The sequence below is a fragment of the Clostridium sp. AM49-4BH genome, from assembly GCF_003478335.1.
Lineage (GTDB): Bacteria > Bacillota > Clostridia > Lachnospirales > Lachnospiraceae > Butyribacter.
This window is the reverse complement of record NZ_QUFB01000029.1, coordinates 24,216-38,606: the sequence shown is the minus strand read 5'-3', so window position 1 is coordinate 38,606 and position 14,391 is coordinate 24,216. Positions and strand designations below refer to the sequence as shown.

Genomic DNA, 14,391 nt, shown 5'->3' with positions numbered 1-14,391 from the left:
GGCATGTAAATCATACATCAGAGACAACAAAATCTAGAAATCACTGTGAAAACTAATTGCGGCAAGGCAATTGCTATAGTTTCTTCATGGCAGAACCCACAATATGGTGGCTGCAAAATATAATTAAACTATCGACATAATAAGCAATATGTGACAACATGGTATTTTTTGATGTGCGAAGTTTAAGTTAAATAAAAGAAACTGCAGAACGGAGAAAGAGCAGATGTCCGAAGATATGGACACCTGCTCTTTTGAAACATGTAAGATTTTTTATTAGAATCTCTACTACAACAACGTAAGCTCGATAGCATTTCCAGATATTCCCCTCAAATCCATCTCAGAAATCTACATGCCACTTACAAGATTAAGGATACCGATTTTTTCATTAAGATTCAAGGTGGTTTTTCATTAAGATTTGTTTAAGATTTGGCGTTTCCGCATCCATACACCAAACAAAATCCAACCGATCACACCAAATATTGAAACTATCATCCCCGGCCAAAAATATGGATACTTCAACGTAATCTTTGTTTCTCCACTGTTTACTTCCAACAAATTATGAACCGAGTGAATCTTTTCGCTGCTATCAAAAATATCTTGATACGCAATTGTCGTATTAACCTGATCCTGCGGACTAATAATGATAATCTGATCTCCGGCTTGTGCAATATCTAATGGAACCAATGCCCGATCCGGAAGTTCAGCCAAGGAATCATCCATTAAGCTGCCTAAAAACTTCCCAACTGACTCATCTCTAGTCAGGAAATAATGATACGTTAAGTTAATTCCCAAGAATACAATATTATCATTCTCGACGTTTCCCGCAAAATCAATTTTTACTCCCGTATCATATAAATATCCCATTGTATTATCCAGACCATTCAGATAAACTGTTTTCCAATTTCTTTTATCTACGTCAAATAATGACGTATCCATTTCCCCCTCCTTTGTATAAAGCACAGGGTATCCATTCTGAAAATAAATATCCTGACATTCCACACCCATAAATTCTTTGATTTTAGTTTGTGGATTATCAGGTATTCCATCTCCATTTACAATAATCCTAACCCCCGCCTCACTTAGCTTCAAAAGCATCTTTTCAGCCTTATCTTTATCATCATACGTAAAACCTGACAAGTAAATCACTTTATATTTTGATAATTTATCATACGAATAATCATTTACATTATTCGAGTCCCCCGGTTCTATATTCGGATAACCATATGCTAAGAAATCGGAAGACGAACCGATAGCTAACCCCTCATATTGACAAGTCGTACCAAACTTCTCATAAGTTTTTATATGGTAAAGCAGATAACTATCATTCGATGCTGCCAGTCTGTATCCTAATTTTTGGGCACATTCGGTCACTTCAATCAGATCTTTATCCGGATCTCGAAGCTCACTTTTCTTGATCAACACAGTATCATCACCTAATTCGAGGCATCGATCAAATAAAAACAAATAAAATCCTTCCTCAACAGCATCATTCAAACGAGCAATATTGTTCGATGTTGTTGCTGCCCGCCATCCGGTTCCAAATGATTCCGGAACTTTCGCTCCATTATAGTCTGTCAACAAATATGGTGCCATCGCTCCAAGCGTACTCCCGTCAATCAATGCTGCGCGCTGCTTGGTGATTTTACGAGCCTTTGCAATCAATGTTCCCTGTGCACTCTGCTCCATATTTTCGCTTGCCGTTAGTGTTCCTTTTCCGTGATAGATCAACGTATAAGACGGAACAATGTCGACAACTAATATAATGCAGCAAATAACAACAAATCCACGTTTCAACGTATCCCAGGTCACAAAACTATATAATATAAAACACAGGGCAATCGAAATAAACTGCAGCATCCATATATAACGTCCTCCCGGTATTTTTGCAAAAATAGCACACATAGACGTTGTCGTGCATGCAAAAATGATCAATCCTGCCCAGAAACCGTGCAATGACCTTTTCTTGCCACAAACTGCGCCGAAAACAGCCAGCAAAAACACAGACAGGCCAAAATAATAATCAACATTGCCTCGCGTAAGTCTTCTTACCGGATCCAGAGAAATAACTGCGTCTTGAAAATATCCTTTCATCATACGCAACGCATCGTCCGCTAATTTCCCACCACGCAGCGATGGCACAAGCCATATTCCTATCAACGCAAAGCCCAAGAGCATTGCACACATAATTGGAATACAACGACCTTTTTGATGGTTAATGATACGATAGATCAAAAGATAGCTCAACATGATCAGCGCAAACACAGCCGCATATTCCAAATCACACAACAACATGCACGCATAAATCGGAACTATTTTACATACCGTCTTCCATCTTCCCTTTACTAAACTGATTTCTATGAAATACAATATTAATGGCAGAAAAACCATTAGCAAAGCACGACCTAAATGTCCTACTACAAACAACGTATAAAGATTATTGGGCAGGAAAAACCATAAAACACCCACAAAAGTGCCTAGCATAATTCGTTGTTGGCGAATCCCTATATACAGCCAGACCAATGCCCCACCATAAAACACTAAGGATATATATATCAAATATCCGTTAATATCACTTCCACCTGCTAGGAATTGACAAAACGCCGAAAAATACACCGGAAGTGGTGCCCAGTAACGCAACATCTGAACTCCGTTGTACCACAAATTATCATAAAGCGGATACCAATTTCCCTGGCTGATATTATGATATAATACATTTCCCTTATATACATGGCTCATCGCATCTGCTCCCACCGGATACGTCCCACCTATATATATTACAAACACAATCCCTACTGCCAGAAATGCATATAATATCATAGCCAATACAATGCCTGCATTTTTCTTCACTGCACTCTCTCCTCGCTACTCAATCACTCGATCCAACACCTCATCAATAATCTCACTCATCTGACGATCGGAATTCCTGCGCACACTTTCCAAATAATCCTCATTGTGCTCAAAATTGATCACATAACTTCTCGTCGGTGTCTCACTACTCTCCATTCGGACAAGTTCTCCATCCAGATTTTGTACGATCTTTTTGATCGCACGCACAAAATAATCGGACATATTTTCCAATGTTGGAATAATATGGTCAAACGGCTCAATCTCATTGATCAAATGATTCTGATATTGATTGAAATACTCATCAATGGCTTTTTCATATGCATCAAACTGCACAAACTTCTGACCATTCATTCGAATGTGAACCATAAATTCCCACGTATGCGGATGCTGTTCTCCCTCTTTACCATCAATAATAATATAATGATTGGCATTCAGGTAAAACTTAAATTTATATTCTCGATTGATCGCTCCACTATGCATGTTTCTTCTCCTTTCGTTCGCGCAATGCCTTCTGAAACTGAACATACACGGCCTGCAGCGATAGTTCCTCATCTTCTTTCGCCATCGTCTCCTCGACGTTAAACATCTCCTCACTTCCCGGAAGTCTGCGCAGTGCTTGTACCGCTTCCTCCATACGATATTGGATAAAGATCAATACAACGCCTAAATCTTCTGCATCAAAACGAATGATCTTTTCATCCAACAGCACCTGTGCCCGTTCTAAAAACTGTTTTTTCGCAGCTTCCGAAGCAAATGAAAGCCGTACAAGTGTAATTGGCGTCACTTTTCTCTGTCCTAATTTTTGGACAAACACATCCATCAGCCGGATATGGTACACATTCCACCGGGTATGATAATGATCCATCGCCTTGATCGTTTCGGTTTGCCGTTCAACAATACGGTTAAGCTCCTCTGTATGTGCTTTCATCTTAGCGAGCTTATTTTTGCGAATATCTGACAAAATACTAAATACCATTGTAGAAAGCAGCAATACGATCAAAATTCCATTAACGAATACCGACAACCCGATCTTGGAGGCCATAAAGGAATTATTGTCCAAAATAACCGTGTCATTCGTCAATAAGCATATTGTATAACGTGCTCCGTTATAGCCAAAGATCACACCGGATGCCACATAACGGTCATCCCCCATCTGAATGATCTTATGTGAGACTTTATTCACTGCCAAATTTTGTAAAAAATCGTTTGCACTGTCTCCGGAAAAAAATGTATTAGATGTAAGTCCCTTATATCGGTTGGTCTCTGTGACATCTTTTACAAACAAAAGGGCTTTGTTCTTCGTCAATGTCCAATATTTACGACTGGATGCATCCAACGAGCCTAATATCTTCGTCACAATCTCTTCATCGCTGCGGTCGTCCAACACATTGATCTGGTCAAGAACAAGCTGAACATACGCATCCTGCTGCTCTGCATAGATTGACAAAATGCTGTCCTCATAAGACTTCATCTGCTGATTGCCCACCCATGCCAGCACACCTACAATAATAATAATCGTGAATGAAATCGTCTTGCTGTTGATCAATAGCTCTTTCAGTTTATTACTTTTCACTTCAGCCCCTCGCCTTTCTATACGTGTTCCTCTGGTTTATTGACAATTGCCTGATCTTGCGGATAAAACGCATTACAACCGCAAAATCATCGGTTATTGTTTTGCTCAGACTATCCTTCTCCTGCGTAAAATTCTTTGTTTTCCACGCGCTATTGGTATTAATACTATTTACCACGCCTGCAAAGCGAATAAAGAACACTGCCAGATTGAATAGTGGCAGCAATGGCAATACATACCACTGCTTTGCATAATATTTCCGAATCTCCTTAAAGTTCTTTAAGAAGCCAACCGTCGATATATAGTAAAAAAAACCAATCAACACGTATAATAAATACAAAAACAACGTGGAATATCCCACCTGCGCAAAGGAATAATTCAAGCACATCAAGCAGATCAGCGCTAAATACCAGATCAAACGAGGAAACGCAAAGGTGTGGTCATACACTAATGTCCTAACGCCTACATTCGTAAACATATTTCTGATTTTTAACTTGTTTTTCAAAAACAAATGTGATACTTCCAAACTTCCGCGCTGCCAACGCTGTCTCTGTGTATACAATTTATTAAGATCCTCGATCGGGTCTACAAAGAAGATCGCATCTTCACAGATCCCAACTTTCGTCTTTAATAAATATTTCATCTGGAACGTAATCTGCGTATCTTCACAAATAGTATCCGTATTATACAACTGTGACTTCAGCACAACTGATTTGCGAAACGCCGAAAACGCACCCGATAACGTATACACCGCATTGATCTCTGCTGAATAGTTACGTCCTGCCAAAAACGCCTGCGCATATTCCATAAATTCCATCTTACGCAAAATTCGTGGAAAGACTAACGGATATGCCTGTACCTGCTTCGGCTCTGTCAAAATAACCCCGGTCATGCACTCGATCGACTGATCATTTTCAAAACGGTACACCATATTGCGCAAGGCGGAGCGTTCCAATAAACCATCGCTGTCAATATGAATGATGTACTTTCCCTCACTATTAAATAAGGCAAGATTCAATGCTTTCGATTTGCCTTGTTTTGCATTGAGCCACTGCATATGCAGCCCCGGAAACTTCCGCTGGCACTCGCAAAATACTTGAAAGCTGTTATCCTGCCCTTGATTATTAACAAGGAAAATCCGGATCTTGGAATCCGGATAATCACTGTCTTCAATCGATTGAATACACTGTTCCAATGTGTCCATAGAATTGTAGATTGGAATTATTAAAGAAATCTCCGGATCAATTGTCGGCTTTAATATTTTTTTCTTAAATAGATGCTTTTTAAGCAATACAAGCACACTTCCAACCGATGGTACAATCTCCATCATAACCGGTATTATGATCCATGCAGCCCAAAATAAAAATGAGTTGCAAAATTTATTTATTAGTTCCATACGTAAATCCGCCCACTTTCTGTCGAACAATCTGTGCTTTTGTAAATACAATAAAGTACAGCATGATCGACAAGCCATAAAATACGATTCTTCCAACAAAAGTATGTGCCATATAATAAGCTGACATTCCCTTGTAATAAATGATAACTCCGATCACTGTGATGCGTATCGCATTGGCAAGAATAATATAAACTGTTCCAATAACTCCTACCGCAATACGTTCATAGCGACTATACGCTTGAAAAAAGGCGAGTAATGACAAATATGCCATAATTTCCAAAATGCCGGAACACTCGAAATCGATCAACAACGAAATCGCACCTGCACGAGAATCTACAAACACTACACCATACTTAAAGTAAGCACTGAACATTCCCGTGATCTTGCCAAAAGCTCCTGCAATCGCTGCAACGACTTGTGCGAGCGGTTGTGTGCAATAGGGTCTGACAAATATCATCATCAAAACAAACAGTCCGCAACTTCCCCATATAAAGCGCCACGCCGGAAGATCACTCCGTCGCAGCGCCCATAATATATACAACCATACGATCAGAAATATGATTCCTGCAATTATCGTCATTCCTTCACCTTGCCTTATATCTGCACCACCGTCTGCCTGTCACAAATCATTCCAAATCGCTGAACCGGTACACCCTCTCTGTTTATGCCGTCTTCACCTTGGATCTGCGCTTGCGATAGAGCATCACTGCTCCTACAGATAATACGCAAAGCGAAATTCCCATTGCAGCACCTGTCGAAGTACCTGCGATCGTAACCCACTCCTGTCCGATATTAATATACTGTGCCTGTATCATCTTCATATCAGAAGCATCCATATCAAAATGCTCAGCCAACTTCTCCAGATTCACTTTGTATTCCATCTCGTCAGAAATCGAAACTCCATCTGCAGTCTGGCGTACGGTCAATTTCATCTGTCCATAAATCGGTGCATCCTTGTCATTGATACTAGATGCTGTCGATCCGGAATCCCGATCCCACAGATAGAACTCATAGGTTCCTGCATCCAGCCCCTCTAACTTAGGATTCATATTGATCTTACCATCTTTATCAACTGCAACCAAGCGGAAGTTAATGGAAGTCTTCTCTTTCTCATTAACGCGGATCGTAAACGGCTGGAACTCGCGCTCATTTTTATGCAAAGTAGAGAGTACATGTCCATACAATGTTGTACCGTCTAAATACAACGCTGCCTCTGCATCCTCGCCAACACCGCCACTCGTAGAATACTGTACTAACTGATGCGGATAATAATCCCAGTCTGTATAATTCCCGTCATATTTAATGCCATGAAAAGACTTATCCTTACTGTCATTCTCTTTGAGGTTAGCGATATCTTTGATAAACATATCCTCTGACATATAATAGCCAAACGAGATTGTATCCTTATACTGTTTGATGGCTGATGCCGGGATCGCAATCTCGTACTGTTTGTTCGAGTAAGAAACCTTGGCACCTTCAATACCATCAATAGAATTTTTATTCAATTTAAATGTTGTATTACGACCTAAATCTGTATAGATCGTATATTTACCATTACTCTTATCACCGGCTGATGTGGCTGAGCCAACGCTTTTCTCCTTGATGTAGATATAGAAATAATCTCCATCAAATACGGTCGCTACCTCTTCCAAAGAAGCATCATTTACATCTGTACGCGCAACCGCATCCCAGTCAGTAAACGTTCCATCGATCGTAACACCCTGATACACTGCTTCCGTCGGCTCCGGCGTTGCGACTTCCTTAAGATCCTTAATATCACTGCTCTTTACCGTTGCCCCGCAATATTTGATCGTATAATCATCATCTACGAAAAATGTCTGCGGAATTGCAAATTCAATCTCATATTTATTCGCTTCCTTGCTTGGCTCATAAGCTCCTATCGCTCCGTCAATATCACCATACCAGGCATCCTTAAATTCCTTCAACATATTAACAAAGCGAATCTGGGTATTACGCCCTCCTTGACCGCTTGCATAGGAAATGTCTACGTAAGTATTTGTGATCGGAAGCCCCCATTCGTTGCCTCCGTTCTGCTGTACATAAAAATATACATACTTATCATCCTGCATTACTGCCCATTTTTCAATATTAGTGTTGGTCGATGTCTGCATTTCAACACCTTTCCACTCTGACGCCTTGCCATCGATGGTAACTTCTGCTGCTGATGCGATCTGAAATGACGTCAATGTACTTACCGCCAATACCATCGCACTGATCACTGCCAAAATCTTCTTCATCGTTACCACATCCTCTCTATCATTTTTATCTTAAAAGTTAATATTTCAGGGAAAAAGACAGGAAAATATCATCATCTTCCTGTCTCCCTATTCCCTACTACTTAATATATCGACTTTTTTCGTAGTATCATTATAACAATTTGTCAAAATTCGTCAACCCCTTATTTTTAGGCATTTTATATACTTTTTTAAGTAGTTTTATACACTTTTTAAGCAGTTGACATTTCAAAAACGTTTGCGTATTATTTTGTTCCAAAGATACGATCTCCGGCATCGCCAAGACCCGGACAAATATATGCATTTTCATTGAGCTGTCTGTCTACATGACCTACATAGATCTGAATATCCGGATGCTCTTTGTGTAATCGCTCCAGTCCCTCCGGGGCAGCAATAATGCACATAAACTTGATATTCTTGCCACCATGTTTCTTGATCTGATTGATCGCATCCACTGCAGAACCACCTGTTGCCAGCATCGGGTCACAGACCACAATAGTACGCTCCTCGATCGGATCCGGCAGTTTGCAATAATATTCCTGTGGCTCATGTGTTTCCTCATCACGATACATTCCAATATGACCTACTTTCGCAGATGGCACCAATGCCAGAATGCCGGATACCATGCCAAGACCGGCACGAAGGATCGGAACAACGGCAAGTTTACGCCCTGCGATCATTGGTGTCATACACTTCTCGATCGGAGTCTCGATCTCAACATCTTCCACCGGAAGATCTGACAGCGCTTCAAATCCTTCCAACATTGCGATCTCGTCAACCAACTGACGAAACTCATTGGTTCCTGTGTTTTTATCGCGCAGCAAGGATATTTTGTGCTGAATCAACGGGTGCTCAAATACTACTACATTATCCATAATATACCTCCAAAATCAGTTAAAATTAGCAACCTTATATTTCTTAAACTATCATTTTCTATTTGTCATCGTGGTTCATAACATAACCCCCACGGCTCTGATTCTATTTGTCGTCGTGGTCCATAATATAACCCCCACAGCTCTGATTCTATTTGTCGTCGTGATTCATAACATAAACCCCACGGCTCTGATCTCCATCCGGATTCTTGCCAAACGTATAATCATTGCCCGGCAAAATAGCATTCAACAGGATTCCGGCGACTGCAGCTACTGCCAAAGCAGTCAAGGTGATCGTCGCACCACCAATTTTGAATGTCAGACCATTCGAAAAACCTAATCCACATACAAAAATGACACCGGCAATGATCAGATTTCTGGACTTTGTAAGATCCACTCTGTTCTCAACCACATTACGAACACCGATTGCAGAAATCATACCATATAGCATAAATGATACTCCACCGATAATGGATGCCGGCATTGTTGAGATCACTGCTGAGAACTTTGGTACAAAGGATAGTAACGCTGCGAATACCGCTGCAATACGAATTACTCTCGGATCATACACTCGAGACAGTTCCAATACACCGGTATTTTCGCCGTATGTTGTGTTCGCCGGTCCTCCGATAAATCCTGCGAAAGCGGTTGCAAGACCATCGCCTAACAGAGTTCGATGCAACCCCGGATCTTCGATATAGTTTTTACCAACTGTTGCAGAAATTGCTGACATATCACCAACATGTTCCATCATTGTTGCAATAGCAATTGGTGCCATAACAAGGATGGATGTAATATCAAATTTGCACATCTGGAACGGTGGAAGACCGACCCACTTAGCTCCGGAAATAGAAGTGAAGTCAAGAATCGCCTTACCATTTGGATTCGTAATACCACAGGCTGTCAAAATCAGCGCAAAAGCATATGCAATTACAACACCCATAAGGATCGGAATGATCTTAAACATTCCCTTTCCCCAAATATTAAAGATGATGATCACCGCCAATGCTACAAAGGCGATCAGCCAATTGGTCGATGCATTTTGGATCGCCGATGGCGCAAGAGATAAACCAATGCAGATGATGATCGGTCCTGTTACTACCGGCGGCAGAAAACGCATAACCCGGTTTACACCGACCAGCTTAAAGATCAACGCAACGACCAGATACAGCAGACCTGCCACTACAATACCGCCACATGCATATGCTACTTTATCATTAGCACTCATTGTTGCGTACATCCCGTGTTTCAAATTGGCCACGGTATAAAATCCACCTAAAAATGCAAAGGAAGATCCCAAAAACGCCGGAACCTTAAATTTGGAACACACATGAAATATCAGTGTACCAACACCTGCACAAAACAACGTAACCGCAACCGTAAGCCCCTGTGTGAGCGGTTCGCCGCATGCCTCCTTAAAGTAGCCGCCTACCAATATCGGCACCAAAATAGTCGCACCAAACATGGCAAACATATGCTGTATTCCAAGGATCAGCATTTTTGCTTTGCCAAGCTGACGCGCATCATAAATACCTTCTTTTGTCTCTTTCATTTTTTCCTCCAATATAATAATATTTTCAACTAAGACCGTAAAATTTTGCAGCCCAAATCTACCAAATATCATAGCACGGAATGAAGATTGTAGCAATATTGTACTGTTATTTATAAAGAAAGATCCAACTGTGCTGCCACTTTCGACAATTGCTCCGCAGAAGCACTTAATGCACTTTCCTCCTGTTCATTAAGCTGGATCGGCACACGAGTTTCCACTCCTTCTCTACCAACAACCGTAGGCATACTCAGGCAAATATCACTGATCCCATACTCTCCATGCATCATAGAGGAAATTGGCAGGATCGACTTTTCGTCACGCATAATGCACTCACAGATACGTTTAACCGACATTGCGATACCATAATACGTCGCACCCTTCTTTTCGATAATATCATACGCACTGTTCTTAACATCGTCTGCGATTCTGTGCATTGCTTCTTCATGGTTAAAATGTCCACGTAATTCGCAAAAATCATTGACCGGGATTCCCGATACGTTAGTACTGCTCCAAGCAACGATCTCGCTGTCCCCATGCTCTCCAATAATAAAGGAATGAACGCTTCGGGAATCAACTTCCAAATGTTCTCCTAACGCATATTTTAATCTTGCAGTATCAAGTACTGTTCCGGATCCTATGACACGATTTTCCGGAAGACCGCTCAGCTTAACTGCAGTATATGTTAAAATATCAACCGGATTTGCCACGATCAGAAGGATTCCTTTATAGTTTCTCTTCGCAATCTCAGGGATAATGCTTTTGAAAATATTAACATTTTTATTGACTAGATCAAGTCTTGTCTCTCCTGGTTTCTGGGCTGCACCGGCTGTCACTATGATCACTGCTGCATCCACAATATCATCATAATCGCCAGCGTATATTTTCATCTGTCCCGCAAATGGCAGACCATGCGCAATGTCCATCGCTTCGCCCTCTGCCTTATCGTGATTTGCATCAATCAATACTAATTCCGAAAATAATCCGCTCTGCATTAATGCAAATGCCGATGCTGAACCAACAAATCCACATCCTATCATCGCCGCTTTTCTTGTGTCTACCTGTTTGCTCATAGACTACCTCCATTTCACTTCTGTCAATTGTTACCTACTCAAGCTTCGCACATCCGGAGCCGCCATCGGACATGTATTCATCAGAGACTTAACAAAATAAGAAATCACGCAAAAACTCTGCGTTCTGCGGCAATTATCTTAGCTCGCTGCCGACAGAGCAAGTTAACTTGTCGTCTGCAAAATATCGCATTTATTGCAGACATAATAAGCAATATGTGACGACATGGTGATTTCGGATGTGCGAAGTTTGAGGTATCTATATTATGTACGACCTTATTATAATATATGTGTCAAATTGTTGAAGCCATTCATTATATCTTTTTACACATTTATTATCGATTAGTGTTATTTTTTGAGAGATATTCATGTGATTTAGTGTTGTTTTTTTCTCTTTTTTCATTGATTTTTACACGAATCATATTTATAATATATACTCTTCCGCTTCGGCGATATCAGCATGCCGACAGCTTTCAAGTCACTTGACATCTATTCTGCTCACTCGAAAAGTAAGCTATTTTATATTTATTTCTTCTTCCAGCTCCTGGACAAGATATTCGTCACTCATACAATGCATATCGGATACACCCTCGCTCATGAGCTTATACAATTCGGAATGATAAAAAATATCTAAAGCTTTCTCCAGCGAGATATTATTCTCTTTTGCAAAAAGTTCTACCACGCGTGCATACTTCTTCTGTAAGAGAATTGGATTGGCATTCATAGCTTTTCACTCCCTTCAAACAACAAATAAGACAGTGCCTTTTCCAAAATCAACATTCGGTCTGGAGTGCAACAAATCCGGCTGAGCAACCACTACAAATGAGCTATGATATAAGATCATAATTTCACGCCTCTTTCTTTCATAATATCAATAATATCATTCACGATATACTCCTTGCTTTGCGTGTGCAGAACCTCATATTCCGGAATGATATATTCATTCAAAATATCTGTCTGTTCTGTCAAGGCGGCATAGACCTTGGTAGCATCCACATTTAACTTTGATGCAACATTTTCAATACAGAAAATTGCAAATTCTAATTCTCTGCTTCCATGCATAGTCTTATCCATTTCCATAACTTGCATGACCTCCTGTTCATAGTCGATTCATCTATCGTTATAACAAATTATTCAGATATGTCCGTATTCTAGACCTCATTCTTCCGCTTTGAGCCTTCCCTCCGACACATACCCCTCTATCGGGTCATAAGAGAAAGTATTGCAGGTGAGAAACCTGTTTTCTCAGAAATTTTTCTGATATTTACCTTCACCGTCTCACCGCAATTCTTACTGAATTTTCTTAATCTGAATAGCCATATATGGTTTTCCCGGAAGTTCTACCTTAAATTTTCCCTTGAATACTCCTCTGTCTTCCACAGTCATGTTCCAGGTATCGATTACTTTTACCCGAAATTGTGTCTCATCATCAAAATAATATTCTCTAAAAGATGGCCTCATAAAGCTAAAATAAATCAGATAGTAGTCTTTCACTTGTTTCATTTTCTGTGTAGTCTCTTCTGGTACTGCACATACTTCATCCCATCCGCTATTTTCATAAGGACGCAACCCGATTCCCGGAGTTTCACACATAATGTCATGAAGCAATTTAAATCTCTTATAACTCTCTCCATGAAGTGTACCCCCATGAGACCACCAAAGAATGTCCTTATCATTCATATAGGTTTCTCCATGTCCCGGATATCCTCCTCTGCAAGCTGCTTCCCAAAAACGTCTGGTAAGTTCTTCACCACTGATATTTCCCCATCCATGCTGTATATTTCCTTCATAGGCAATTTCATCTAATACTACCGGTTTTTGATATTTTTCTCTCCACTCGTTTACCAGTTCTGAAGATTTGTATAAATCCTGTCTCTGAATACTACAATGAGTAATCCATGGACGATTGTAGTCATAAAATACAAGACAGTTATGAATAGAACGCAAATGATGATATGGGTCTTTTTCACAAATAATTTTTGCATAACCTTCCCAATCCTCCACTGCCTTGTGGTCAAATAAGTCATATTCATTTGCCAGAGACCACCACATATTGCGATACGCAGAAAATCTGGCCAGCACATATTTCCAATATAAAGCATCCTGTTCTTTCGTCATCTGAGCAAATCCCCAGCGATCATAAGGATGCATAACAATCAAATCTGCTTCAATCCCCATATCTCGAAGTCTCAAGATACATTTTTCAATATGCTGGAAATGTTTCGGATTAAATCTGGTAAAATCCCAGTGATTTCCCTCTGTTTTTCCTGTATATCCATAGAAATTTTCCTTTGTTAATACACTGGAATCCATAGGTGTCCCTTCATATGGATAAGAGCGCGGTTCACCCAAATTGTAATCATAGTGTTTCGGGAATACGCAGAAGCGTATTTTGTTAAATGCGCTATTCTTCAGTGTCTCAAAAGTCTGCTCAATCAATTCATCAGACTGAAGGTTCCACACATAACAGGTGGTTCCAATAGAATAATAAGGAGTACCATCTTCATAGGCAAAATGATAGGTATTTGCCACCCGCACTGGTCCATGGTTGCCTTTTGAAGGAGCTGTTACTGTAAAACCGCCCTCATACTCTTCTTTTGAAAAGCTTCCAGTCACTTTAAATCTATATTCTCCTTCAAAAGATGGCATAAACCGCACTCTATAAATGCCATCACCGTCATAAAAACCGTCAACCGTAACAGTCTCATTCTTTCCTGTAAAAACGCCCTGAATTTCATAATCTGTAAAAGGATTACCTTCTGCTTTTCCCTGTATTTCTATCTCAAATAGATCCCATTTTTCCACCTGTGCGGCATATTTCAATCCATCCAT

General features: G+C 40.3%; 12 protein-coding genes. All 12 read right to left on the bottom strand.

The annotated features are described in order from the left end of the window. Positions 1–408: 408 nt before the first annotated feature. A complete protein-coding gene (locus tag DW981_RS09340) occupies positions 409–2,847 on the bottom strand; it encodes a 6-pyruvoyl-tetrahydropterin synthase-related protein (protein WP_118507522.1) in 2,439 nt (812 codons plus the stop codon). A 15-nt stretch (positions 2,848–2,862) separates the two neighbouring features. After that, complete coding sequence (locus DW981_RS09335; protein ID WP_182434213.1) at positions 2,863–3,327, bottom strand: 6-carboxytetrahydropterin synthase; 465 nt, start codon at positions 3,325–3,327, stop codon at positions 2,863–2,865. Then, positions 3,320–4,420, bottom strand: coding sequence for a hypothetical protein (locus DW981_RS09330; protein WP_022026049.1), 1,101 nt, complete (start codon positions 4,418–4,420; stop codon positions 3,320–3,322). The genes DW981_RS09335 and DW981_RS09330 overlap by 8 nt, the downstream gene beginning before the upstream one ends. A 1-nt stretch (position 4,421) precedes the next feature. After that, on the bottom strand, positions 4,422–5,813 hold the full coding sequence (locus tag DW981_RS09325) for a TIGR03111 family XrtG-associated glycosyltransferase (RefSeq protein WP_118507520.1): 1,392 nt from the start codon (positions 5,811–5,813) through the stop codon (positions 4,422–4,424). Continuing rightward, positions 5,797–6,393 carry an exosortase family protein XrtG gene (xrtG, locus tag DW981_RS09320; RefSeq protein WP_022026047.1) on the bottom strand — a complete coding sequence of 199 codons (597 nt, stop codon included), beginning with the start codon at positions 6,391–6,393 and terminating at the stop codon, positions 5,797–5,799. Before xrtG ends, DW981_RS09325 begins: the two co-directional genes overlap by 17 nt. 82 nt (positions 6,394–6,475) lie before the next feature. Next, positions 6,476–8,071, bottom strand: coding sequence for a Firmicu-CTERM sorting domain-containing protein (locus DW981_RS09315; RefSeq protein ID WP_022026046.1), 1,596 nt, complete (start codon positions 8,069–8,071; stop codon positions 6,476–6,478). Between the two features lie 242 nt (positions 8,072–8,313). Then, positions 8,314–8,943, bottom strand: coding sequence for a uracil phosphoribosyltransferase (gene upp / locus DW981_RS09310; RefSeq protein ID WP_022026045.1), 630 nt, complete (start codon positions 8,941–8,943; stop codon positions 8,314–8,316). A gap of 148 nt (positions 8,944–9,091) precedes the next feature. Then, on the bottom strand, positions 9,092–10,492 hold the full coding sequence (locus DW981_RS09305) for a uracil-xanthine permease family protein (RefSeq protein WP_182434212.1): 1,401 nt from the start codon (positions 10,490–10,492) through the stop codon (positions 9,092–9,094). A 110-nt stretch (positions 10,493–10,602) separates the two neighbouring features. Beyond that, positions 10,603–11,562, bottom strand: a complete 960-nt coding sequence (locus tag DW981_RS09300) for an L-lactate dehydrogenase (RefSeq protein WP_022026043.1) — start codon at positions 11,560–11,562, stop codon at positions 10,603–10,605. A gap of 511 nt (positions 11,563–12,073) precedes the next feature. Then, positions 12,074–12,283 (bottom strand): DUF3791 domain-containing protein, encoded by a 210-nt coding sequence (locus tag DW981_RS09295; protein ID WP_022024181.1) that lies wholly within the window; start codon positions 12,281–12,283, stop codon positions 12,074–12,076. 116 nt (positions 12,284–12,399) lie between these two features. After that, complete coding sequence (locus DW981_RS09285; protein WP_022024179.1) at positions 12,400–12,639, bottom strand: DUF3791 domain-containing protein; 240 nt, start codon at positions 12,637–12,639, stop codon at positions 12,400–12,402. A 210-nt stretch (positions 12,640–12,849) separates the two neighbouring features. Beyond that, the gene (locus DW981_RS09280) at positions 12,850–14,391 is read right to left on the bottom strand and encodes a DUF5605 domain-containing protein (RefSeq protein WP_118507519.1); all 1,542 of its coding nucleotides are present in this window, start codon (positions 14,389–14,391) and stop codon (positions 12,850–12,852) included.